Genomic DNA, 22,151 nt, shown 5'->3' with positions numbered 1-22,151 from the left:
TGGTGTACCAGTTGTTCCGCCAGGAGCATCGCTGGGTAGCTACGTGTGGACGGGATAAACGCTGAAAGCATCTAAGCGTGAAGCCCCCCTCAAGATGAGATTTCCCATTTCTTTAAGAAAGTAAGACCCCTGAGAGACGATCAGGTAGATAGGCTGGGAGTGTAAGTGTAGCAATAGATTCAGCGGACCAGTACTAATCGGTCGAGGACTTAACCAAAGTTTTCGGGAAGTGAATGAATGATGTTTCGATCCAGTTTTGAGTGAAGGAAGAATCACTCTGAGAAAAAGTGTGGTGGCGATAGCGGGAAGGATACACCTGTTTCCATATCGAACACAGCAGTTAAGCTTCTTAGCGCCGATGGTAGTGAAGGGTTTCCCTTTGTGAGAGTAGGACGCTGCCACGCTTTTTTAAACATATTGGAGGTTTAGCTCAGCTGGGAGAGCACCTGCCTTACAAGCAGGGGGTCAGCGGTTCGATCCCGTTAACCTCCATTTCATAAGACTCGTTAGCTCAGTCGGTAGAGCATTTGACTTTTAATCAAAGGGTCACTGGTTCGATTCCAGTACGGGTCATTAACCTACGAGCGGGTGTGGCGGAATTGGCAGACGCACTAGATTTAGGATCTAGCGCTTAACGGCGTGGGGGTTCAAGTCCCTTCACCCGCATATTAGGAAAAAAGGAGCCGGCTTAGCTCAGTTGGTAGAGCATCTGATTTGTAATCAGAGGGTCGAGGGTTCAAGTCCTTTAGCCGGCATAGTATCTTGCGGAAATAGTTCAGTGGTAGAACACCACCTTGCCAAGGTGGGGGTCGCGGGTTCGAACCCCGTTTTCCGCTTTATTTCAAGAAAGAATGACGACCAGCCGGGGTGGCGGAACTGGCAGACGCACAGGACTTAAAATCCTGCGGTAAGTTTTTACCGTACCGGTTCGATTCCGGTCCTCGGCATAGCAGTAATTGATAGTGATATGCACCCATAGCTCAACTGGATAGAGTGTCTGACTACGGATCAGAAGGTTAGGGGTTCGACTCCTCTTGGGTGCGTTTGAAATAGTACGGGAAGTAGCTCAGCTTGGTAGAGCACTTGGTTTGGGACCAAGGGGTCGCAGGTTCGAATCCTGTCTTCCCGATTTGTTTTTTAATAACGCGGTGTAGCTCAGCTGGCTAGAGCGTCCGGTTCATACCCGGGAGGTCGGGGGTTCGATCCCCTTCGCCGCGATTTTTAATTATGCTACTTGGTGTATTTGGACCTTTAGCTCAGTTGGTTAGAGCAAACGGCTCATAACCGTTAGGTCGTAGGTTCGAGTCCTACAAGGTCCATAATCATATTTCGGAGGATTACCCAAGTCTGGCTGAAGGGAACGGTCTTGAAAACCGTCAGGCGTGTAAAAGCGTGCAGGGGTTCGAATCCCTTATCCTCCTTTAATAACATTAGCGCGGGATGGAGCAGCTGGCAGCTCGTCGGGCTCATAACCCGAAGGTCGTAGGTTCGAATCCTACTCCCGCAATTGAATCAAGGTTCCGTGGTGTAGGGGTTAACATGCCTGCCTGTCACGCAGGAGATCGCGGGTTCGATTCCCGTCGGAACCGTTGGGCACATTAAACTACGCGGGTGTAGTTTAGTGGTAAAACTACAGCCTTCCAAGCTGTTGTCGCGAGTTCGATTCTCGTCACCCGCTTTTTGTTTTTTGGGGCCTATAGCTCAGCTGGTTAGAGCGCACGCCTGATAAGCGTGAGGTCGATGGTTCGAGTCCATTTAGGCCCACTGATTTTCATACTGTAAGTCTGGCCCGTTGGTCAAGCGGTTAAGACACCGCCCTTTCACGGCGGTAACACGGGTTCGATTCCCGTACGGGTCATTAGTAATAAAATGGAGGATTACCCAAGTCTGGCTGAAGGGAACGGTCTTGAAAACCGTCAGGCGTGTAAAAGCGTGCAGGGGTTCGAATCCCTTATCCTCCTTTAATAACATTAGCGCGGGATGGAGCAGCTGGCAGCTCGTCGGGCTCATAACCCGAAGGTCGTAGGTTCGAATCCTACTCCCGCAATTATATCAAGGTTCCGTGGTGTAGGGGTTAACATGCCTGCCTGTCACGCAGGAGATCGCGGGTTCGATTCCCGTCGGAACCGTTCACTGGCTCAGTAGCTCAGTTGGTAGAGCAACGGATTGAAGCTCCGTGTGTCGGCAGTTCGATTCTGTCCTGAGCCATCCACTATTTTGCGGGTGTAGTTTAGTGGTAAAACTACAGCCTTCCAAGCTGTTGTCGCGAGTTCGATTCTCGTCACCCGCTTTTTGTTTTTTTGGGGCCTATAGCTCAGCTGGTTAGAGCGCACGCCTGATAAGCGTGAGGTCGATGGTTCGAGTCCATTTAGGCCCATTTTGTTTTTGGGGAAGTACTCAAGAGGCTGAAGAGGCGCCCCTGCTAAGGGTGTAGGTCGCGAAAGCGGCGCGAGGGTTCAAATCCCTCCTTCTCCGTAGTTTAGGCCCGTTGGTCAAGCGGTTAAGACACCGCCCTTTCACGGCGGTAACACGGGTTCGATTCCCGTACGGGTCATGACGATAAATCAGCAGAGTTGAAAAAAACTGACGGAAATCAGATATTGTGTCTGATTTCCGTCAGTTTTTTATATTTTCCAGTAGGTTTTACCGTCTTTCGTTCTGGCGAGAAAACCGTAGTCGATTAAGTAGCGTCTCACACTTACAAAGTCATCAACGTGATTTTTTAGAAAGAGGTTAATTTCCTGTTCCGAGTAAGTTTCATTGGGTAAAAATCCCATAATATATTGAAGCAAGATGATTTTTGTTTTTTCTTTTCGCGGCATAGTTGTGATTCGTTTGCTCTCAGGATTGATGAAGGTTTGTAATGCCTTTTCTCTTTCTTGTTTTGAAATATTGAAGCGCTGATCAAATGTTTGGATACCCAACTTTTCTTCCTCCAAGTTTTTATTCATGATAGTCATCAAGCCTAGTAAATGAATTGCCTGATTCTTTTTTTCATTCAGTTTGAAGCGGTGATTTCTGACCGTTGCAGGTGTGATATTGAATTTTTCTGCGATGTCTTTGTCAGAAATATTTTGATGGAAACAATAAAGTATCTGTAATTGAATGTCAGTGAGTCCCAGTGTTTTGTGTCCTTTTTCCATAAGAGCTAAAAAATTCCCTTGATGTTTTGTTAATAGATGTCTTTCAATCGCTCCTTTTGCGGTGAGCAATTCGCCTTCAGAAGGGTATATTTTTTTTTCGTTGAAAATGGAATCACAGTAGCTGCAAAGATAGTTTCCATTGTTTTTGCTGTATCCATCACTGATTGTTTTGATTTGGTCTAAAAGTTGCTGTGTCATTTTTTAAGCACTCCTTTTCAATTATTTGAAAATTTCGTTTTATATTAAACCTTCTGACTTTTTTGGCATCCATTTGTACGTATTATATAAATAGAAAATATTAAACAGGAACGAAAACATTTACGTTTGCTAATTAACAAACAAAAATATTATACGTTTGCATTATAATCGTAAAAACCATCATTTGCAAGGGAATGTATGTTCGTGATATACTTTTGTAAAATGGAGTAATAGGAAGGGTGGGGAGAGAAAATGTCCGGCTTTTTTGAGATTCCTCTGCAAAATGATTTTTCAAGAAAAATTATTCATATCGATATGGATGCTTTTTATGCTTCTGTAGAGGAGCGGGATAATCCGGAACTGCGGGGGAAGCCTCTAGTTATTGCTAAACATCCTAAAGATACTGGCGGCAAAGGGGTAGTGACGACTGCGAACTATGAGGCCCGCAAGTTTGGCATTCATTCTGCTATGAGTGCAAGAGAAGCTTACGAACTTTGTCCTTCCGCAAATTTTATCCCCGGTCGGATGGACTATTATAGAAAGGTTTCTGCTGAAATCAGAAAAATATTTAAAAGATACACAGATATGATTGAGCCTTTGTCATTGGATGAGGCTTATTTGGATGTGACAAATAACAAAATAAAATCAACCAGCGCCATAAAAATTGCGAGCATGATTCAGCAGGATATATGGAAAGAACTGGACTTGACTTGTTCTGCGGGGGTTAGTTACAATAAATTTTTAGCAAAATTGGCTTCTGATTTTGATAAACCAGCTGGGCAAACAGTGATTTTGCCGGAAGAAGCCATTGATTTCTTAAAGAAATTACCTATAGAAGATTTTTACGGTGTGGGGAAAAAAACTGTCCCTAAGATGCATCAACTGGGGATTTATACTGGAGAGGACCTGTATCAGTGGAATGAGATGGATCTAATTTATCATTTTGGCAAGATGGGTTACTCACTGTATCGAAAGGTTCGGGGAGTACATTTGTCACCTGTCAATCCCAACCGGGAGCGAAAATCTATCGGCCGGGAACAGACTTACCGGGAACCTGTCCGGGATGAAGCTAAAGTTATTTTTCATCTTAGAGAATTAGCCCGTGATGTTGCGAAATCTTTAACTAAAAATCAAAAGCATGGTCAGACAGTTGTTTTGAAGGTAAGGTCGACCGACTATGAAACTAAAACCAAGAGGAAAACTTTGGATGAATTTATAGATACAGAAGAGGAAATATATTTTCATGCCTTCAATATTTGGCAAAGTATGATGAGCGGAGATGAAATTTTTCAAGTGAGATTATTGGGGATCACTATGACTAACTTGGCGCCGAAAACTTTTCATAATATTGTTTTACCATTGTAATCATAAGAATTGGCTAAAAAAAGCACCTCAAAAACAATATTGTTTTGGGGTGCCGTGGTATTACTCTAAAAATCTTTTTGTGAAACATTTTTAGTCTTTCATCAGATGATATTTTTTTTCGATTTCGATTACAGGCTCATTGACGGCTGTATCAAAATGATAGACTAACCCGATGGAAGCAGAAGTGTTTTCATGGTCTGTATCCACAAGGGTAAATGGAATCTTAAAATTTTGTGCAATTGAAATATAAGTCATTCTTACCGAAGAATCAATGTGAACACTTATTTTGATTTGACCGCCGGGATTGTTTTTGAGCAGTTGTTTAAAAAATAACTGATAGTTCCTGTTTTTCATGTCTTTTCCGGTCATGACTAGAAAAATTCTTTCACGAAAGATGCCTAGATACTGTTTTTTCTCGTCGGACAGTAATTCAGGTTTGCCTCGGATGCTCTGCTGCAGATAGTCATTAATATCTTTGGTTGCCATGGGAGGCCCCCTTTCTATAATCTTCTCTGATTTATTATACCATATTGCAAAAAATAATCATTTAATGCAATTATTTATTACGCATATAAAAGTTATTTAATTTAAATGTAGTTCCGCATGAATAGTAAATAATTTTAATTCATTTCAATAAATATATGTTATTTATAATATGATTGTGCTATGATTGATGAAAAACGGGAAGCGGTTCCTTACTTTTGGGGGTGGAGTATGAAGAACAAAGATCGGGAATTAATCATAGCTGCGAAACATGGGAATATAGACGCTTTCGAGCAGATTTTTAAAAAATATCAGCCGATCATCTTTAAATTGCAAAAGGAGTATTACTTAAGAGGCTACGATCACGATGACTGGCTGCAGGAAGGGCAAATCGTTTGCTACAATTCGATAAAATCTTATGATTTGGATAAAGGTCTTTCTTTCGGGTATTTTTTTAAAATGAATTTTCAGCGCCATATTTTCAGTGTTATTCGCAGACAAAATGCTTTGAAAAGGAAAATAGATGTGCAAGCTATTTCGCTGGAAGGGAAAATTGCGCAAGGCGGCGACTTTTTCTTAGTCCGGGAAGATAATGATGCACTCGTCGCCCTTGATTATGTTTTGATACGGGATCAATTGCAAACCTTTGATTCACAGCTTTCAGATTTTGAAAGATTGGCATTCCGTCACTATGTTGAGGGAAAGAGCAAAGAAAAAATTTCTAAAGAGCTGAATTGTTCATTGGGGAAGGTTAGAAATGCCTTGGACCGGGTTAAACGCAAACTTAGAGAACATATGAATTGTTGATTTTTCTTAATTTTATAGCGGGAAAAATGTGCTATTATAAGAAAATTATTTAAATAATTTAATTTACTCATAAAATAGTTGCAAAGGAAAATAAACTGTGTTAAAATTTGAGCTTTTGTGAATTTTATGGTATACTTTTTCGGTAAGGAGTGAATTGGATGCCAGAATCTTTGTCTAAAATCAAGCAAAAAATGGAAGCAAGAGTAGGAAGCAGAATTATGTTGACTGCGCAAACGGGGAGAAAGCGCCAAACAGAACATTGCGGAGTCTTGACAGAGACTTATCCGGCTGTGTTTATTGTGGACTTAGACGCCGATGAGAACTCCTGTGACCGAGTGTCCTACAGTTATACAGATATTTTGACAGAAACTGTTGAAGTCGAATTTTTATAAAAGAGTCGGATGCCCTTAATCGTTTTTAGATTAAGGGCTTTTTGCTTGTCTTTTTTAATTGAGCTGAACTCAGAATTGCTGTTTGTCTAGTATTCGCCGTTAGTTGAAAGGTACAGATGTTTTTTGTATTGTTTCAAAAAGAATGCAAAAATCAAAAAGTAAGCTGCCACTCAAGGAAAAACTACCTTCAACTTTGATTCATCATGAAGCGTTCCAGTTCTGAATGTGAGAGTCCGGCATTCAAGGCAACCAATAGTTTGATACGCGCCTTTTGACTGTTTAAGCTGTCGCAAAAGATGATGCCTTTTTGCTTTAACTGTCTGCCGCCCCCTTCATAATCATAGACCCCTTCAGCAACGCCGTTGAAACACCTTGAAACTAAAACAATGGGTAATTTATTTGCCAACAGTTTATCAAGCGCAGGTAACGTTTTCGGCGGGAGATTTCCTGCGCCAAGTGCTTCAAGGACCAGACCGTTGATTGATTGACTGGCGAGAAGATTTAGGCTGTCTCCCATTCCGGCATAAGCTTTCATGATCGGAATTACGCCATCCACTGCATGGACATCTAAATTATTTTGGGTTAATAATTGCTGGTAGAAACGAATGGCATGCTTTGTCACCAGTCCTACAGGTCCAAAGGTAGGTGATTGAAATGTTGCCACGTTGGTAGCGTGTGTTTTGGTAACATATCTGGCGGTATGTATCTCATCGTTCATCACGACGAGTGTTCCCTTGCCTTGTGCTTCCTCACAGGATGCGACCCGGATGGCTGACTGATAGTTTGACAAACCGTCAGACCCTAATTCATTACTGGATCTCATAGCGCCGGTCACAATGATCGGTATTTTTTTACCGATAGTGATGTCTAGAAAATAGGCAGTCTCCTCCAGTGTGTCCGTGCCATGAGTGATTACTACCCCGTCATAGCCTTCTTCAATGCTTTTGAGAATCCTGTTTTTAAGCATGAGCATGTGTTCCGGTGTGATGTGCGGTGAAGGCAAATGCAAAATATCCTCTATTTGCAAATGAGTCTCTGTATTCAGCACCAGCGACTGCTGCAGCAAAGGATTTATTTGTGTGACTGAAACGGCACCGGTGGCACTGTCTTCAGACATTGCGATAGTCCCGCCTGTATGCAAAACTAAAATTTTTTTCATGTCCATTCTTCCTTTTTGATCGTGTGTTTCTATCATATCACAGGGTTGTTATTGGATGGGAAAAATTTTTTCCCATCTTTTTGCCAAGCCGGGGCGGATTGTGTAAACTAGAGAGGCAGGAGGAATTTTTATGTTATTAGGATTGACTACATGGTCTGAACATCAGACATTAACAGCGGAAAAAAAGGTGACACTGCCTTTGTATGCATCAAAATTACCGGTTGTAGAGTTGGATACCTTTTTTTATGGTATCAAAGGCAAAGAAGTGGTACAAGGATGGGTGGATGATACCCCTGCCGGCTTTCAATTTGTAATCAAAGCACATCAGTGTATGACTTTACATAAAGAGTGGTCAGAGGTTTTCAAGTCTGAAAAAGAAATGTACCAGCTTTATTTTGAGAGTATCCAGCCCTTAGTGACAAGCAATAAACTTGCCGGGATTTTATGTCAATTTCCTCCATATTTTGATTGTACTCAGGAGAATATCACTTATTTAAAAAGGTTAAGAAGGATTTTTGCCGGATTGCCATTGGCGGTGGAATTTCGTCATCATTCATGGTATTCCAACCGGTACTATACGTCTATGGTGAATTTCATGAAGGAACATCAATTCCATTTAACAATCGTCGATGAACCGCAAGTGCCTAACTACTCGGTGCCCTTTCTTCCTGTTGTGACTAATCCGGAGTTTGTCTTGGTGCGGCTGCATGGACGCAACACAGTGGGGTGGCAGGATAAAACCCAAGATTGGCGGAAGGTTCGTACATTGTATGACTATACAGATGAAGAATTGCTGCTGCTTGGGAAAAATTTAAAAGATTTAGAGGCAAGCGCACGAAAAGTCGTAGTGATTTTCAATAATAATTCCGGTGGCCATGCGGCAAAAAATTGTTTGCGGTTAAAGGAAATATTAGGAATTACCTATGATGATTTAAATCCAGAACAAATGGGTTTATTCTAACTGATTTGATAAATGAAAATTTTTAAAAATAGAGGGTGTTGAGATGATTAAAGCGGTCTTTTTTGATCTTGATGGCACGCTTTTGACAAGCGATGGCAGTATGTCGGCTTCCAGCAGAGCAGCAATTGATGAATTGAGAGCACAAGGAATTTTTTGCGGAATCGCTACAGGTCGCAGTCCTATTAAAATAGCCCACTTAATAAAAGGGCTGAAGGTCGACGTGCTTGTGGCTTACAATGGACAGTATGCCTTTTCTGACGAACGGGTCTATTTTGCCCGCCCGTTTACAAGGGAAGCTGTCTTTCAGCTAGTTTTATTTGCTAAGAAAGAAAACCGGAAAATACTGCTGGGTGGCCGGAATCGATTTGAAGGGGATCGGCTGCTTAAATTTTCCCAACAGCCAGCATTTTTTCTGCTCAAAAAGATATTTTCAAAATTTGGGCATTCTAATCAGAAAGCAGTGAAAGAATGGGTGAGGGAGCAGATAAAAAAGACTCCCGTATACGAACTGGACGTAATCAAACTGCCCGTCCAACCGATTTATCAATGTGTCATGTTGGCTGACGACAGTGAAACTGAGCGACTGGTCCAATGTTTTCCTGATCATCATGTAACACGGTCAAATGCTTTAAGTGTAGATATCCTTCCAAAAGGCGGGAATAAACTTGCTGGGATTAGTCAAGTGGCAAAGTACCATCAGTTTTCTTTGGAAGAGGTCATGGTCTTTGGCGACAGTACCAACGATATTGAAATGCTTCAAGGGTCCGGTATTGGGATTGCAATGGCAAACGGGGAGCAGAGTGTCAAAGAGGCGGCTGATTTTGTCACAAAAAGTAACGATGACGATGGTATCGTCTATGCATTAAAGTATTTTGGTTTATTGAAAGGAGAATAGTTTGTGGCTGATGACGGCTTTATTTATGCAACTGAATTTCATAAGATTTTTCACCCGACTGAAAATGTCAGACCTAAAAGATTAGATTGTAAAGAGGCCAGTGATAGAGCAGGATTTAAAGTAGAGGAGCTGGTGGAGTTCTTATATGCTTCTGCCCAGGGAGAGAGTGAAGCATTTGACCAGTTGGTGAGACAAATGCATCAGGATATTGATCAAGCTGTAACGAAAATAAAAAAGAACCATCCGAATAAGGAAGAGTATCGAGGAGAAGAAAATCAGCTGATCCATCAGATTGATGCCCTGCTTGACTTATTGTATTTTACCTACGGCAGTTTTGTCTTGATGGGGGTGGACCCCCGTCCGCTTCACAAAATAGTCCATCAGGCGAACATGGGAAAATTATTTCCCGATGGACAGGTTCACTATCATCCTGAAACAGGCAAAGTGTTGAAACCTGAAAGTTGGGAAAAAAATTACGGTCCGGAAGAAAAAATCAGAGCTGTTTTGCGGCAACAAAGTGAGATACCCAACTAAAGTTAAGAATTGTGTTAAATTGACATTCACTCTTAAATCTTAAATGTTTTTGTGGTAGAATTATCAAGTGGTAATAAGTGAAATTTAAATAAGATAAATGGTGATTGCCTAATAAAAATATGTTACAATCGAAGATAGATGAAAATTACAGGTAACTGTTTTTATACGGATTATTTAACGTAAATAAATGGATAGTTAATAAATTATTTTTACAGGGAAGAACCTACACGGAGGAAAATGCATGAAAGCCAACATCAATACAATTTTAATAGTGTTTGTCGCCATTATTGTCGTGGTTGCTATTTTTTATATCGTAGCAGTTTTGCTAAAACGAAAAAATGAAGAAAAATTAGATAAACTGGAAGAGCGAAAGATTGCTTTATTCGATCTGCCGGTGTTTGAAGAAATCGAAGAAATCAAAAAAATGCATCTGGTCGGGCAAAGTCAAAATACTTTCCGCGAATGGAATCAGCGTTGGACGGATATTTCTACAGCCTCGTTCGCAGAGTTGGAAAGCAAGATTTTCGAAGTGGAAAATCTGAATGAAACTTTCCGTTTCATCAAAGTCAAGGACGTGGTCCAGGATGCCTATGAAACTATGGATAAGATGGAGCAGGAAGTCGAAGAAATCCGGGAAGGCTTAAGAGAATTAAAAACCAGCGAAGAACGTAATTCTCTGGCAGTGCAGGAAGCTCTGGATAAGTACGAAGAAATCGCACAACAGGTCAAGGAAGAAGCGAAAACATTTGGTCCTGCAATTGACGAGATCCGCAAGCAAGTCACGAAGATAGAAAATGAATTCACCCAATTCGTAGCCCTGAATACCGCAGGAGATCCGATGGAAGCCAGCAGTGTTTTGCAGCAGGCGGAAAATCATACCTATGAATTGGAACAAATCATTTTGGCGGTCCCGCCATTATTTGAGCAAATCGACAAAGAATACCCGGCTCAGATGAAAGAGATCGAAGAAGGCTATCAGCGAATGGTCAAAGATCACTATAAGTTTTCTGCTGGCGATCTTTCCGAAGATATCCGAAAAGTCAATGTTCGGATAAAAGACGTGGCAAACGCTTTGCAAAGGTGCGAAGTCCTCGATGTGCAAAATGGCAACACGATCATTGAGGAACGTATCGAAGAACTCTATGAGGTAATGGAGATCGAAATCAAGGCAAGAGATTACGTCAATGCAAATGTCAAAACAGTTCGCGACTACGTGGAACATGTGGAGAAAAATAACCGTCAGCTGCTAATCGAGTTGGATCACACTTCTCAAAGCTATACGTTGAACAATAACGAGTTGGGCCGTGCCCGCGGCTTTCAGACACAGCTTGAAGAATTGGGACGGGCCATCACTCAGCTGGATGAACAGATCAAGAAAAAAGATGTGGTCTACAGTGAAGCCGAAAAGAGCTTGCGTGACGGATTTGAGATACTGAAAGAAATGGAAAATCAACAAGTTCAGATCAGCACTTCCCTTAAAGATTTGCGTAAAGGCGAAAAGGAAGCAGCTTCCAAAATCGAGGGTTACGAATTTGAACTGAAGACATTAAAACGTCAAGTGGACAAGCAACGTTTGCCGGGAATTCCTCAGGATTACTTAGAGTTTTTCTTTGTGGCATCTGACCGAGTGGAAGAGTTGGTCAGGGAGCTGAACCGCATTCGCATTGATATGGATTATATCGAGAAGCTGGTCACGTTGTGCAACGAGGATTTGGCCTTGCTGGAAGAAAAAACACAAGAGCTGATCGACAGCGCGGCATTGACTGAACAGATGCTGCAATATGCAAACCGTTACCGTCATTCCCATGAGCTGGTGGAAAGAGCGATTGAGAAGAGTATGATTTTATTCTCCGAAGACTATCGCTATCAAGATGCACTTGATGAAATCGGAGTTGCTTTGGAACAAGTGGAACCGGGGGCATTTAAACGTATCGAGTCCTACTACTTCCGGGCGAAAGATGACATGTAATATCAGAAGCTGAGGGAAACATCCTCAGCTTTTTTAATCCTTTGAATCTGAGCAGACCTCATGAAAAACGGTATTTGCCTAGAAACTCAGCTAGTGTTGAAGGGCAAAGAGGCTGATAAATGAGCGCTTCTGCTTATTTGTTTTGTTTGATATTACAGGGGAATCACTTTATAATAAATAGGAATTTTAGAAAGCGGTGTGTTTAAATGATCTATTTTGATAATAGTGCAACCACAGTTGTGGATGCCGGTGTTTTGGAGACGTACCTCCAGACAACCAAACGAATCATCGGAAATCCTTCCAGCTTACATTTTTTGGGGACACAAGCCAACCGCCTTTTGCAGCAAGCTCGCGGTCAGATCGCCCAGTTGCTCGGCGTGGAAGCTGGTGAAATTTATTTTACCAGCGGAGGCACGGAAGGCAATAATTGGGTTGTTAAGGGGACGGCGATTGAAAAACATCCTTTTGGCAAACACCTTATCATTTCCGACGTTGAGCATTCTGCGGTCGGAAAAGCGGCGGAGCAGCTGGAAACGCTAGGTTTTGAAATTAGCAGAGCGCCTGTGGACCAAAAGGGTAGGATAAAAGTCGAAGCGTTGGCAGAGATGATCCGGCCGGAAACAATTTTAATTTCCACCATGCTGGTCAATAATGAAGTAGGAGCTATCCAACCCATAAAAGAAATCAGCAAGTTATTGGAAAGTTATCCCAATATTCACTATCATGTGGATGCGGTTCAGGGTTTAGGAAAATTGCCTTTGACTGACTGGCTGACAGAGCGCATCGATTTTGCCACTTTTTCTTCTCATAAATTTCATGGACCAAAGGGCGTAGGTTTTCTCTTTTGGCGGCGTGGAAGAAAATTAGCCCCTCTGCTTAACGGGGGCGGACAGGAATTTGGCGGACGCAGCGGCACTGAAAATGTACCCGGGATAACGGCCATGGCTAAAGCCGTTCGTCTGCAGTTGACCGACGACGTTATCAAGTGTCAGCAGCAGCGCCAATTACAAACTTACTTGATTGAAGCGTTAAAAACCTTTGACAATGTGTCGTTATTTACTGACTATACAGACCAGTATGCTCCTCATATCGTTTGTTTCGGCATCAAAGGCATCAAAGGAGAGGTTTTGGTTCATGCCTTTGAGGAGAAAAATATTTTGATTTCTACCACCAGTGCTTGCTCCAGCCGAAGTCATGTGACAGGCAGCACCCTTCACGCCATGGGAGTGCCGGGTGAGATTGGTACCACAGCTGTGCGTGTCAGTTTCAGCAGCCACTCCACTATGAGCGAACTTGAGCAGTTTTTGGTGGCATTCAGACATATTTATGAGAAATTTGCCAAAATTTCTAGATAGGAGACAAAGATGTTAGAGTATTCGGAGATCATGATTCGGTATGGCGAATTATCAACCAAAGGAAAAAATATAAAACTGTTCATCCAACAGCTGGCAAAAAATATTCGTTCAGCTTTACAAGCACATCCCAAGGTCAAAATCCATGCACAAAGAGACCGGATGTATTTGATTTTAAATGAAGAACCCAGTCTGGTGATTATTGAAAAACTGAGACCGATTTTCGGTATTCAGACATTTTCACCAGTAGTCAAAGTTGAGAAACAATTGGAAAAAATCTATCAGGCGGCTGCAGAATTAGTGGCTTCAGAATATGAGCCGGGGAAAAGTTTTAAAGTCAATGCCAAAAGGGCTGATCGTGCTTTTGAGCTGGATACTATCGGACTGAACCGGGAAATCGGCCATGCGGTGATTTGTGCGATTCCGGAAATCGAAGTGAAAATGAGACAGCCGGATATCGAATTGCGTGTCGAAATCCGACATGATGCCGCTTATCTTTCAGTCGCAACCATACAGGGTGCCGGCGGACTGCCGGTGGGTTCCAGCGGCCGGGGGATGTTGATGCTGTCAGGCGGTATTGATTCGCCCGTAGCCGGATATTTGGCAATGAAACGGGGAGTAGAGATCGAGGCGGTGCATTTTTACAGTCCGCCCTATACTAGCGAACAAGCACTGAATAAAGCTAAAGAACTAACAGTAAAGTTGACACCTTATGTTGGCGGTATTCAGTTTATGACTGTGCCTTTTACTGAAATTCAGGAAACCATCAAAGAAAAGGTACCAAGCGGTTATCTGATGACGATCACCCGCCGGTTCATGATGCGTCTGACAGATGAGATACGGGAAAAAAGAGGCGGATTGGCGATTATCAACGGAGAATCATTGGGACAGGTGGCTTCACAAACTTTGGAAAGTATGACAGCCATTAATGAGGTAACTACCACACCTGTCATTCGGCCAGTTGTCACTATGGACAAGCTTGAAATCATCGAATTGGCAGAAACTATTGATACTTTTGATTTGGCAGTATTGCCTTTTGAGGATTGCTGCACGATTTTTGCCCCGCCTCAACCTAAAACTAAACCAAAACTGGAGAAAGTTTTTGAGTATGAAAAACGACTGGATGTGGAAGGGTTAATCCAAAGGGCACTTGATGGAATGACGTTTGAAAAAATTCAAACCAACGACCATTTCCTGTCTGCCGGACACCAAGAGTTTGAAGATTTGTTATAAACCATCCTTTTGAATGACAACTGGAAAGTAAGTTTTATTTTCCAGTTGTCATACTTTCATTTTCACAAACACATTGAAAAAAAGCGTGTTCAATGATACACTAGATGTGAAAAAGTTAACAAGGGGTGGCGAAAATGGAAAAAAAAGGGTGTCCAATACCAAACGCAACTGCCAGAAGAATTCCGATGTACTATCGTTATTTGAAAACACTTGAAGAGTCAGGTGTAGAAAGAATCAAGTCAAAAGATTTCAGCAAAATGATTCAAATCCCTTCTGCAACAATCCGAAGAGATTTTTCACATTTTGGAGAATTGGGAAGAAGTGGCTATGGCTATGACGTTAGCTTTTTAATCGAAGTATTCAGTCATATCTTAAACACCGAAGTAGAAAAGAGAATCGCTCTGGTAGGCGTAGGAAATTTAGGCAAAGCTTTAGGGCGCTACAATTTCAAAAACAATGATCATTTGAATATTGTTTGTGCTTTTGATACAGATCCGGAGGTTGTAGGAGAAAAAATCAAAAATATCACAGTTGAAGATATGTCCTGCTTAGAAGAGCGGATAAAAAAAGAAGGGGTGACAACGGCAATTTTGACTGTTCCAAGCAAATTTTCGCAAACTGTGGCAGATAAAGTCATCGCAGCTGGTGTCACAGCAATCCTAAATTTTGCTCCGGGAAGGATTCGTGTGCCCGATAATGTCAAAGTACAGTATATCGATTTGACTACTGAGCTTCAGACATTGATCTATTTTGATGAAAACTTTACGTCCAGTAAACAAATCAGTTTTTAACTAGAAATAAAATTCAGCTTTTTGGTAACAGTGCAGTAATTTGTCGCTGAAAAGCTGCTTTTTTGCGTTTCTGGTTTATAGGCAGTATCTTTGTTCCTTTTTTTTTATTTAGTTATAATGAAGGAAATAATGGAAGGAGACAAAGACCATGAACGTAACAAAAGGTGAAGATATTTTAACATTAGTTGGGACAGAGAGAAATGTTGGTGATAAGGCACCAGATTTTACACTTGATAATTTAGAGGATCAGGCGGTTTCGTTAAGTCAGTTATTGGCCACACCAGTCTTACTGAACATCGTCCCTGATATTGATACCAGTGTGTGCAGTATTCAGACCAAACGTTTTAATCAAGAAGCAGCTGACATCAAAGGTGCCACATTTGTGACAATCTCGAAAAACACGAAAGAAGAACAAGCTAACTGGTGTGCAGCAGAAGGTGTTGATATGGAGATGCTCCATGATACTGAGTTTACCTTTGGCAGAGAGTATGGTGTGCTGATCGAGTCTTTAGGACTTTTGGCACGGTCAGTTTTTGTGATTGATAAAGATGGCACGATCGTTTACCGGCAGATTGTCCCTGAATTGACAGATGAACCTGATTACAACTCAGCATTGGCTGAATTGAAAAAATTAGTTTAACAACTATTTGACGAGGGACAATTTTCATTGTACACTTGTAAAAAGACTGTGAACAAGAGGAGTAGCAAAGGTCAAACTTGTCAGAGAGAAAATCGTCCGCTGAAAGATTTTCAAGTTTTGCTTTGTGAAAGTAGCTTGGAAGTTGAGTAGTTGAACCTTTTTGGATGAAACAGTAGACTATTTCGTTTAGTGAACGTTATGACACTGAGAGAAGCCGTATGTTTTTACGGTAAAAATAGGTGGTACCGCGATTATTCGCCCTAGGACACATGATGTGTTCTAGGGTTTATTTTTTTTTAACAAGTAAACTCTGTAAAAATACTTCCCATTGAATCAAGGAAGTTATTGTTCATAAAGTCAGTTTTAGGAGGAAGGAAAAAGATAATGACAGAAGAGCAAAATCTATCAACAAAATTTGATCCGCAAAAAGTAGAACAAGGAAAATATGACAGATGGCTGGCTGACAAGGTGTTTCGTCCCAGTGGGAATCCTGACGCTGAGCCTTATTCCATTGTAATCCCCCCGCCAAATGTTACCGGGAAATTACACTTAGGCCACGCCTGGGATACCACTTTACAAGATATTATTATCCGTCATAAGCGGATGCAAGGCTACGATACTCTGTGGCTTCCAGGGATGGACCACGCAGGGATTGCTACTCAAGCGAAAGTGGAAGAAAAACTGCGTGAAGAAGGTCTCAACCGTTATGAGTTGGGACGGGAAAAGTTTTTGGAAAAAACTTGGGAATGGAAAGAAGAATATGCTTCTCATATCCGTGAACAGTGGGCGAAGTTAGGATTGTCCCTAGATTATGACCGGGAACGTTTCACTTTGGATGAAGGACTGTCTGCAGCGGTCAAAAAAGTGTTTGTGGAGCTATATAAAAAAGGGTTGATTTATCGCGGTGAGTACATCATCAACTGGGATCCGCAGGCGAAAACTGCTCTCTCTGACATAGAAGTCATTCACAAAGATGTGGAAGGGGCTTTTTACTACATGACATATCTGCTGGCTGACGGCAGTGGAGAAACTGTAGAAATTGCTACGACTCGTCCAGAAACGATGTTAGGGGATACGGCAGTGGCTGTTCACCCTAAAGACGAACGTTACCAGCATTTGATTGGCAAAAATGTAATACTGCCTTTGGTGGAAAAAGAAATTCCTGTGGTGGCAGATGATTATGTGGATATGGAATTTGGGACTGGTGTCGTGAAAATCACGCCGGCCCATGACCCAAATGACTTTGAGGTAGGCAATCGCCATCAGCTGCCTCGGGTAAATGTGATGAATGATGATGGGACGATGAATGATTTTTATCCGCCTTATGATGGGATGGACCGTTTTGCTGCACGAAAACAAATCGTCAAAGATTTGGAAGCGGCTGGTCGTCTGAAAAGGATTGAAAAAATGTTCCACAGTGTGGGGCATTCAGAACGGACCGGTGTGATGGTGGAACCCCGTTTGTCTACCCAGTGGTTTGTCAAAATGGCTGATTTAGCAGAGAAAGCAATCCGCAACCAATCGACTGAAAATAAGGTCGAATTTTATCCGCCCCGTTTTAACGGGACATTTATCCAATGGATGGAAAATGTTCATGACTGGGTCATTTCCCGTCAATTGTGGTGGGGACATCAAATCCCTGCTTGGTATCATAAAGAAACTGGAGAAGTCTATGTAGGAGAGACTGCACCGGCGGACCTTGACAATTGGATACAGGATGAAGATGTGCTGGATACTTGGTTCAGTTCGGCATTGTGGCCTTTTTCTACCATGGGCTGGCCGGATGAAACGTCTCCTGACTTTGAACGGTATTTCCCTACGTCCACCTTGGTCACCGGCTATGATATTATTTTCTTTTGGGTCAGCCGGATGATTTTCCAAAGTTTGGAATTCACTGACCGCCGACCATTTGACAATGTGTTGCTGCATGGCTTGATTCGGGCAGAGGATGGCCGTAAAATGAGTAAATCATTAGGCAATGGCATAGACCCTATGGATGTTATTGAAAAATACGGTGCTGACGCATTACGCTGGTTCTTGGCAACGGGCTCTTCACCGGGGCAAGATATCCGTTTCAGTCATGAAAAAATGGATGCATCATGGAATTTTATCAATAAAATTTGGAACGCCAGCCGTTTTGTAATCATGAACTTGGAAGGATTGACCTATGAGGAGATTTCTCTGGAAGGTCAGCGGAGCGTTGCCGACCGTTGGATTTTAACCCGTTTGAACGACACTGTGGCAAATGTCAATCGTTTGTTCGACAAGTTTGAGTTCGGCGAAGCAGGCCGTCATTTGTATAATTTTATTTGGGATGATTTTTGTGATTGGTATATAGAGATGAGCAAGGAAGTGCTCTATGGCGACAATGAGGAACAAAAGCATCTGACACGGAGTTTGCTGGCTTATGTGCTGGACAAAATTTTAAAACTCCTTCATCCGATCATGCCTTTTGTCACCGAAGAAATCTGGACATCTCTGCCCCATCAAGGAGAGTCTATCGTTGTAGCCCCTTACCCGGAAGTAGTCCCGGCAGATGATGATGAACCGGCTGCTGAGGGGATGGAAGTTTTAAAAGAGTTAATTCGTTCAGTCAGAAATATCCGTGCCGAAGTAAATGCGCCGATGTCGAAAGAAATTACCTTGCTGATCAGAACCACAGATGAAACGATTCGCGAATTTTTAGCGGATAATGTGGATTATATCAAGCGTTTTTGTCATCCTGAAACATTGGAAATCAGCGCAGAGATTCAAGCGCCTGAACTGGCCATGAGTGCAGTTATCACAGGAGGAGAAATTTTCCTTCCTTTGGCAGACTTGATCAATATCGAAGATGAGATTGCCCGGTTAGAAAAAGAGTTGGACAAGTGGACAAAAGAAGTAGCAAGAGTCCAAGGGAAGCTGAAAAATGAACGTTTTGTTTCCAATGCTCCGGCTGAAATTGTCGAGGCTGAACGGGCAAAAGAGGCGGATTATTTAGCCAAGCAACAGACTGTGAAAGACCGTCTTAATCAGTTAAAAAAAGTTTGAGATAGGAATGATGAGCGAGCATGACTTATGAAGAAGCACTTTCTTGGATTCACAGCCGTTTAAAATTTGGCTCGAGGCCTGGATTGATCAGAATAGACGCCTTACTGGAGCGCCTGGGAAATCCTCATCATGAGTTGGCAATCATCCATGTGGGGGGGACAAACGGCAAAGGGTCAACGGTGGCCTTCCTTAGAAGTTTGTTTCAAGAATATGGCTTGAAAGTGGGGACATTCACTTCTCCATTTTTAGTTAAATTTAATGAAAGAATGAGCATCAATGAACTTCCGATTTCCGATGAGGATTTAGTGAAGTATGTTGAAAAAATCCAACCCTTAGTCGCTGAACTGGATCAGCACAGCGACTTAGCGGGCATCACTGAATTTGAAATCATCACAGCGATGATGTTTGATTATTTTAAACAAGAACAAGTGGATTTGGCAATTGTCGAAGTCGGTCTAGGGGGATTGCTGGACAGTACCAATGTGGTCGATCCTTTAGTGTCAGTAATCACAACGATTGGTCTGGATCATATGGATATTTTGGGAGACACCATCGAGGAAATTGCCTATCAAAAAGCAGGAATCATTAAAAAAAATAAGCCCGTTGTTCTAGGTAAAGTACCTCCGAAGGCGTTAGAAGTAATCAAAAAAGTGAGCAATGAGAACCGGAGCCCATTATTTGTATTGGGTGAACAGTTTGTGTATGATAAAAGTGACAAAGAGGGCCAAAGTCTTACTTTTAGAACAAATGGAAAAGTTTTGGAAAATTTGCAGATACCGCTGATAGGTTATCATCAATTTGACAATGCCAGCACCGCTATTGAAACTTTTTTCCTGCTGGCTCCTCAATTTGGTTTCACACCATCTGAGAACCGTGTGCAGCAAGCTTTAAAACAAGTGCGCTGGCCGGGGCGGATGGAAATCGTTCAGGAACAACCGTTGATTATCATTGACGGTGCCCATAATGAGCCGGCAGTGGCTGCGATGGTTGACAATCTTGCCGCATATTATGGGGACAAGAAAATAATATCATTATTTTCCGCCATCAATACAAAAGATATCCAGCCTATGATGAAGAAAATCAGCAGTGCCAGCAAAGGTAATTTTTATGTGACCACCTTTGATTACCCGAGAGCAGTTGATCTGGCGACTTACCGTCAACTGGGTATACCTGAAGATCACATATTCAAAGAATGGCGGGCGGGAGTGGACAGTTTAAAAAAACAACTGGATGAAAACACGCTTTTGATTATCACAGGGTCGTTGTATTTTATTTCAAATGTAAGGAAATATTTTGTAAAGGAGACGAATGATTGACAAATTATCAAGGTGTTATTTTTGATATGGACGGGTTGTTGTTTGATACTGAGCAGGTGTATCTTGATGTAAATGTGACATTGGCACCGGATTTTGGTTTGCATGGTTTGGATAAACCGTATATGATGAATTTTATCGGTATTTCGGATGAAGAGGTATTTGCCGCTATTCGCAATGATTTCTCTCATTTGCCTAGTAAAACCTTAGATGATTTTTTCCAAGCAGGGCGTACACTAGTAAGAGAAATGTTCCAAAGCGGCAAAACCCCGTTGAAACCAGGGGCAATAGAGACGCTGGAGCTGCTTAAGCAACATCAAATCCCCAGCGTGATCGCATCAAGCAATTTAAGGGAATTTATTGAATTGTTGACAGAAAAAGCCAATATCGACCATTATTTTTCCGGCATTGTATCAGCTAATGAAGTTGAAAGAGCTAAGCCGGATCCGGAAATCGTTGTTAAGGCAACAGAGTTGTTGAGTCTTGAACCGGAAAAGTGTTTAATGCTGGAGGATTCGCTAAATGGTGTTAGAGCTTCTCATGAAGCTAAGGTAGATGTGATCGTGATTCCTGATTTGATCGCACCAAACTCTGAGATGGCATCAAAAGCAAAAGTGATTGTCGACAGCCTGTTTGACGCCCATCCGTATATTGTAAAATAATATTGCTGAAGCCTTTGGTAAGAAAATACCGAGGCTTTTTTATTCGTGGATTAATCACCCTTCTTCGAATATTAATAGCAAGATGATTTGAAAGAAGGGGAATTATGGAAAGGGTAAAGGGACGGACTGCTTTAATCAGAGAAGTGCCGCCATCCAGCTTGCCAAGAGAACGATTGTTGTTGTACGGGGGAGGGGCATTGTCAGAACAAGAATTACTGGCGATCGTTTTGCGTACAGGTTCCCATGGGAAAAATGTGATGCGGCTGGCATCAGAAGTACTGCATCACTTCGAGAGCCTGTATGATTTGAAAAAGGCCAGTTTGGAAGAGCTTCAAAGCATATCAGGGATTGGAAAAGTCAAGTCGATCGAGTTGGCGGCGATGTTTGAGCTGGGGGTACGTATCGCTCAAGCCAATCAGATAAAGTTGGGGCAGGTGGTCTCCAGCGCTTTATTGGGGAAGACGATGATTGATGAGCTGAAAGACTTGCAGCAGGAACACTTGATAGGTATTTATCTGAATACTAAAAATGAAATGATAAAAAAAGAGGTTTTATTCATCGGCTCTCTGAATCAAAGTATTGCCCATCCCAGAGAAATCTACCGCAGTGCGGTTAAATATGCAGCTGCAAGGTTTATTCTAGTGCATAATCATCCTTCGGGAAACCCAAAAATGTCTCAAAATGATATCGAGTTTACCAAACGGATTGTTGAATGCGGCGAATTGATTGGCATCGAACTTTTAGACCATCTGATCGTCGGTCATGAATCCTACATCAGTTTGCGGGAAGAGGGGATTATTTAAAAACGGCAGGGTTCTTGGTTGCATTTGTTAGCGTCTTCATGTATGATGTTATTGTAATTTTGTGGGGATTATTTTAGTTGTATAGTTTGAAACAAAGCACTGCTAAAGATGGCCGCAACGAGTTACAAGTATATGTGTGTATCAACACAAGGAGGAAACACAAGATGGAACAAGGTACAGTAAAATGGTTCAATGCAGAAAAAGGATTTGGATTTATCCAGCGGGAAGAGGGCGATGATGTTTTCGTGCATTTCTCAGCTATTGAAGGAGACGGTTTTAAAACTTTGGAAGAAGGTCAATCCGTAAGTTTTGATGTTGAAGACAGCGATCGCGGACCTCAAGCGGCAAACGTAACTAAAAACTAAAATTGTCTAACGCATTCATCCCTCATGTTTTCATGAGGGTTTTTTTATATTTGGGG

At 42.0% G+C, this 22,151-nt stretch carries 19 protein-coding genes, 24 tRNA genes, 2 rRNA genes and 1 other annotated feature (1 of these 46 cut by a window edge); of the genes, 42 read left to right on the top strand and 3 right to left on the bottom strand.

Annotated elements, in window-relative coordinates:
• The 26 genes from AC4PHI_RS11410 to AC4PHI_RS11285 form a co-directional block, all read left to right on the top strand.
• Positions 1–217 (top strand): 23S ribosomal RNA (locus tag AC4PHI_RS11410); it begins 2,695 nt to the left of the window's first position.
• A gap of 71 nt (positions 218–288) precedes the next feature.
• A 5S ribosomal RNA gene (gene rrf / locus AC4PHI_RS11405) occupies positions 289–404 on the top strand.
• A gap of 15 nt (positions 405–419) precedes the next feature.
• A tRNA-Val gene (locus AC4PHI_RS11400) sits at positions 420–492 on the top strand.
• Between the two features lie 8 nt (positions 493–500).
• Positions 501–573: transfer RNA gene (locus AC4PHI_RS11395), tRNA-Lys, on the top strand.
• Between the two features lie 11 nt (positions 574–584).
• Positions 585–666 (top strand) — tRNA-Leu (locus AC4PHI_RS11390).
• A gap of 16 nt (positions 667–682) precedes the next feature.
• Positions 683–755: transfer RNA gene (locus tag AC4PHI_RS11385), tRNA-Thr, on the top strand.
• A gap of 9 nt (positions 756–764) precedes the next feature.
• A tRNA-Gly gene (locus AC4PHI_RS11380) sits at positions 765–836 on the top strand.
• Positions 837–861: 25 nt separating this feature from the next.
• A tRNA-Leu gene (locus AC4PHI_RS11375) sits at positions 862–947 on the top strand.
• Between the two features lie 22 nt (positions 948–969).
• Positions 970–1,043, top strand: a tRNA-Arg gene (locus AC4PHI_RS11370).
• 12 nt (positions 1,044–1,055) lie between these two features.
• Positions 1,056–1,129, top strand: a tRNA-Pro gene (locus AC4PHI_RS11365).
• Between the two features lie 15 nt (positions 1,130–1,144).
• Positions 1,145–1,218: transfer RNA gene (locus AC4PHI_RS11360), tRNA-Met, on the top strand.
• A gap of 27 nt (positions 1,219–1,245) precedes the next feature.
• Positions 1,246–1,319: transfer RNA gene (locus tag AC4PHI_RS11355), tRNA-Ile, on the top strand.
• 12 nt (positions 1,320–1,331) lie between these two features.
• Positions 1,332–1,421 (top strand) — tRNA-Ser (locus AC4PHI_RS11350).
• Positions 1,422–1,434: 13 nt separating this feature from the next.
• Positions 1,435–1,507, top strand: a tRNA-Met gene (locus AC4PHI_RS11345).
• 9 nt (positions 1,508–1,516) lie between these two features.
• A tRNA-Asp gene (locus tag AC4PHI_RS11340) sits at positions 1,517–1,589 on the top strand.
• An 18-nt stretch (positions 1,590–1,607) separates the two neighbouring features.
• Positions 1,608–1,678 (top strand) — tRNA-Gly (locus AC4PHI_RS11335).
• Positions 1,679–1,690: 12 nt separating this feature from the next.
• Positions 1,691–1,764, top strand: a tRNA-Ile gene (locus AC4PHI_RS11330).
• A gap of 22 nt (positions 1,765–1,786) precedes the next feature.
• Positions 1,787–1,858 (top strand) — tRNA-Glu (locus tag AC4PHI_RS11325).
• A 13-nt stretch (positions 1,859–1,871) separates the two neighbouring features.
• A tRNA-Ser gene (locus tag AC4PHI_RS11320) sits at positions 1,872–1,961 on the top strand.
• A gap of 13 nt (positions 1,962–1,974) precedes the next feature.
• A tRNA-Met gene (locus AC4PHI_RS11315) sits at positions 1,975–2,047 on the top strand.
• A 9-nt stretch (positions 2,048–2,056) separates the two neighbouring features.
• A tRNA-Asp gene (locus AC4PHI_RS11310) sits at positions 2,057–2,129 on the top strand.
• Between the two features lie 6 nt (positions 2,130–2,135).
• Positions 2,136–2,208, top strand: a tRNA-Phe gene (locus AC4PHI_RS11305).
• Positions 2,209–2,219: 11 nt separating this feature from the next.
• Positions 2,220–2,290 (top strand) — tRNA-Gly (locus tag AC4PHI_RS11300).
• A 13-nt stretch (positions 2,291–2,303) separates the two neighbouring features.
• A tRNA-Ile gene (locus AC4PHI_RS11295) sits at positions 2,304–2,377 on the top strand.
• Positions 2,378–2,387: 10 nt separating this feature from the next.
• Positions 2,388–2,475, top strand: a tRNA-Ser gene (locus tag AC4PHI_RS11290).
• 7 nt (positions 2,476–2,482) lie between these two features.
• Positions 2,483–2,554, top strand: a tRNA-Glu gene (locus tag AC4PHI_RS11285).
• A gap of 70 nt (positions 2,555–2,624) precedes the next feature.
• Here the strand turns inward: AC4PHI_RS11285 and AC4PHI_RS11280 are convergent.
• Positions 2,625–3,341 (bottom strand): DUF2087 domain-containing protein, encoded by a 717-nt coding sequence (locus tag AC4PHI_RS11280; RefSeq protein ID WP_492199962.1) that lies wholly within the window; start codon positions 3,339–3,341, stop codon positions 2,625–2,627.
• Positions 3,342–3,593: 252 nt separating this feature from the next.
• Between AC4PHI_RS11280 and dinB the strand changes: the two genes are divergently transcribed.
• A complete protein-coding gene (gene dinB, locus AC4PHI_RS11275) occupies positions 3,594–4,706 on the top strand; it encodes a DNA polymerase IV (RefSeq protein ID WP_492199961.1) in 1,113 nt (370 codons plus the stop codon).
• 90 nt (positions 4,707–4,796) lie between these two features.
• Here the strand turns inward: dinB and AC4PHI_RS11270 are convergent, their stop codons facing one another.
• Positions 4,797–5,192, bottom strand: a complete 396-nt coding sequence (locus AC4PHI_RS11270) for a DUF1694 domain-containing protein (protein WP_492199960.1) — start codon at positions 5,190–5,192, stop codon at positions 4,797–4,799.
• A 228-nt stretch (positions 5,193–5,420) separates the two neighbouring features.
• Between AC4PHI_RS11270 and AC4PHI_RS11265 the strand changes: the two genes are divergently transcribed.
• The gene (locus AC4PHI_RS11265; RefSeq protein ID WP_492199959.1) at positions 5,421–5,996 is read left to right on the top strand and encodes a sigma-70 family RNA polymerase sigma factor; all 576 of its coding nucleotides are present in this window, start codon (positions 5,421–5,423) and stop codon (positions 5,994–5,996) included.
• 158 nt (positions 5,997–6,154) lie between these two features.
• On the top strand, positions 6,155–6,388 hold the full coding sequence (locus tag AC4PHI_RS11260) for a Veg family protein (protein WP_492199958.1): 234 nt from the start codon (positions 6,155–6,157) through the stop codon (positions 6,386–6,388).
• A 187-nt stretch (positions 6,389–6,575) separates the two neighbouring features.
• Here the strand turns inward: AC4PHI_RS11260 and AC4PHI_RS11255 are convergent, their stop codons facing one another.
• Positions 6,576–7,547 carry an asparaginase gene (locus AC4PHI_RS11255; RefSeq protein ID WP_492199957.1) on the bottom strand — a complete coding sequence of 324 codons (972 nt, stop codon included), beginning with the start codon at positions 7,545–7,547 and terminating at the stop codon, positions 6,576–6,578.
• 130 nt (positions 7,548–7,677) lie between these two features.
• On the opposite strand from AC4PHI_RS11255, the gene AC4PHI_RS11250 reads away from it, so the two are divergent.
• From AC4PHI_RS11250 to AC4PHI_RS11190, 13 genes are all read left to right on the top strand, one after another.
• Positions 7,678–8,508: a DUF72 domain-containing protein gene (locus AC4PHI_RS11250; RefSeq protein WP_492199956.1), complete on the top strand. Its 831-nt coding sequence runs from the start codon at positions 7,678–7,680 to the stop codon at positions 8,506–8,508.
• 43 nt (positions 8,509–8,551) lie between these two features.
• Positions 8,552–9,403 carry a Cof-type HAD-IIB family hydrolase gene (locus tag AC4PHI_RS11245; protein ID WP_492199955.1) on the top strand — a complete coding sequence of 284 codons (852 nt, stop codon included), beginning with the start codon at positions 8,552–8,554 and terminating at the stop codon, positions 9,401–9,403.
• 3 nt (positions 9,404–9,406) lie between these two features.
• Positions 9,407–9,937 (top strand): pyrophosphohydrolase domain-containing protein, encoded by a 531-nt coding sequence (locus AC4PHI_RS11240; protein ID WP_492199954.1) that lies wholly within the window; start codon positions 9,407–9,409, stop codon positions 9,935–9,937.
• Between the two features lie 241 nt (positions 9,938–10,178).
• Positions 10,179–11,906, top strand: a complete 1,728-nt coding sequence (locus AC4PHI_RS11235) for a septation ring formation regulator EzrA (RefSeq protein ID WP_492199953.1) — start codon at positions 10,179–10,181, stop codon at positions 11,904–11,906.
• A gap of 206 nt (positions 11,907–12,112) precedes the next feature.
• A complete protein-coding gene (locus AC4PHI_RS11230; RefSeq protein ID WP_492199952.1) occupies positions 12,113–13,261 on the top strand; it encodes a cysteine desulfurase family protein in 1,149 nt (382 codons plus the stop codon).
• Positions 13,262–13,270: 9 nt separating this feature from the next.
• Positions 13,271–14,491 (top strand): tRNA uracil 4-sulfurtransferase ThiI, encoded by a 1,221-nt coding sequence (gene thiI / locus AC4PHI_RS11225; protein ID WP_492199951.1) that lies wholly within the window; start codon positions 13,271–13,273, stop codon positions 14,489–14,491.
• A gap of 134 nt (positions 14,492–14,625) precedes the next feature.
• Positions 14,626–15,282, top strand: a complete 657-nt coding sequence (locus AC4PHI_RS11220; RefSeq protein ID WP_492199950.1) for a redox-sensing transcriptional repressor Rex — start codon at positions 14,626–14,628, stop codon at positions 15,280–15,282.
• Positions 15,283–15,430: 148 nt separating this feature from the next.
• Positions 15,431–15,922: a thiol peroxidase gene (gene tpx / locus AC4PHI_RS11215; RefSeq protein ID WP_492199949.1), complete on the top strand. Its 492-nt coding sequence runs from the start codon at positions 15,431–15,433 to the stop codon at positions 15,920–15,922.
• 39 nt (positions 15,923–15,961) lie between these two features.
• Positions 15,962–16,188, top strand: a binding site (T-box leader).
• A gap of 118 nt (positions 16,189–16,306) precedes the next feature.
• Positions 16,307–18,952, top strand: coding sequence for a valine--tRNA ligase (locus tag AC4PHI_RS11210; protein WP_492199948.1), 2,646 nt, complete (start codon positions 16,307–16,309; stop codon positions 18,950–18,952).
• A 20-nt stretch (positions 18,953–18,972) separates the two neighbouring features.
• Entirely contained in the window at positions 18,973–20,268 is a 1,296-nt protein-coding gene (locus AC4PHI_RS11205) for a bifunctional folylpolyglutamate synthase/dihydrofolate synthase (RefSeq protein ID WP_492199947.1), read from the top strand.
• Positions 20,265–20,927 carry an HAD family hydrolase gene (locus AC4PHI_RS11200; protein ID WP_492199946.1) on the top strand — a complete coding sequence of 221 codons (663 nt, stop codon included), beginning with the start codon at positions 20,265–20,267 and terminating at the stop codon, positions 20,925–20,927. The genes AC4PHI_RS11205 and AC4PHI_RS11200 overlap by 4 nt, the downstream gene beginning before the upstream one ends.
• A 104-nt stretch (positions 20,928–21,031) precedes the next feature.
• Positions 21,032–21,730, top strand: coding sequence for a RadC family protein (radC, locus tag AC4PHI_RS11195; RefSeq protein WP_492199945.1), 699 nt, complete (start codon positions 21,032–21,034; stop codon positions 21,728–21,730).
• A gap of 164 nt (positions 21,731–21,894) precedes the next feature.
• Positions 21,895–22,095: a cold-shock protein gene (locus AC4PHI_RS11190; RefSeq protein ID WP_492199944.1), complete on the top strand. Its 201-nt coding sequence runs from the start codon at positions 21,895–21,897 to the stop codon at positions 22,093–22,095.
• The last annotated feature ends 56 nt before the right edge of the window (positions 22,096–22,151 follow it).

It is taken from the genome of Vagococcus sp. QWL-13 (assembly GCF_058683555.1).
This window is presented reverse-complemented; position numbering and strand designations above follow the sequence as displayed.

Coding starts and splice junctions, on each gene's coding strand:
- AC4PHI_RS11210 (WP_492199948.1), top strand. CDS start 16,307: ATGACAGAAGAGCAAAATCTATCAACAAAATTTGATCCGCAAAAAGTA.
- AC4PHI_RS11255 (WP_492199957.1), bottom strand. CDS start 7,547: ATGAAAAAAATTTTAGTTTTGCATACAGGCGGGACTATCGCAATGTCT.
- AC4PHI_RS11250 (WP_492199956.1), top strand. CDS start 7,678: ATGTTATTAGGATTGACTACATGGTCTGAACATCAGACATTAACAGCG.
- AC4PHI_RS11265 (WP_492199959.1), top strand. CDS start 5,421: ATGAAGAACAAAGATCGGGAATTAATCATAGCTGCGAAACATGGGAAT.
- AC4PHI_RS11235 (WP_492199953.1), top strand. CDS start 10,179: ATGAAAGCCAACATCAATACAATTTTAATAGTGTTTGTCGCCATTATT.
- AC4PHI_RS11280 (WP_492199962.1), bottom strand. CDS start 3,341: ATGACACAGCAACTTTTAGACCAAATCAAAACAATCAGTGATGGATAC.
- AC4PHI_RS11190 (WP_492199944.1), top strand. CDS start 21,895: ATGGAACAAGGTACAGTAAAATGGTTCAATGCAGAAAAAGGATTTGGA.
- AC4PHI_RS11230 (WP_492199952.1), top strand. CDS start 12,113: ATGATCTATTTTGATAATAGTGCAACCACAGTTGTGGATGCCGGTGTT.
- tpx (WP_492199949.1), top strand. CDS start 15,431: ATGAACGTAACAAAAGGTGAAGATATTTTAACATTAGTTGGGACAGAG.
- AC4PHI_RS11205 (WP_492199947.1), top strand. CDS start 18,973: ATGACTTATGAAGAAGCACTTTCTTGGATTCACAGCCGTTTAAAATTT.
- AC4PHI_RS11220 (WP_492199950.1), top strand. CDS start 14,626: ATGGAAAAAAAAGGGTGTCCAATACCAAACGCAACTGCCAGAAGAATT.
- radC (WP_492199945.1), top strand. CDS start 21,032: ATGGAAAGGGTAAAGGGACGGACTGCTTTAATCAGAGAAGTGCCGCCA.
- AC4PHI_RS11245 (WP_492199955.1), top strand. CDS start 8,552: ATGATTAAAGCGGTCTTTTTTGATCTTGATGGCACGCTTTTGACAAGC.
- AC4PHI_RS11260 (WP_492199958.1), top strand. CDS start 6,155: ATGCCAGAATCTTTGTCTAAAATCAAGCAAAAAATGGAAGCAAGAGTA.
- dinB (WP_492199961.1), top strand. CDS start 3,594: ATGTCCGGCTTTTTTGAGATTCCTCTGCAAAATGATTTTTCAAGAAAA.
- thiI (WP_492199951.1), top strand. CDS start 13,271: ATGTTAGAGTATTCGGAGATCATGATTCGGTATGGCGAATTATCAACC.
- AC4PHI_RS11270 (WP_492199960.1), bottom strand. CDS start 5,192: ATGGCAACCAAAGATATTAATGACTATCTGCAGCAGAGCATCCGAGGC.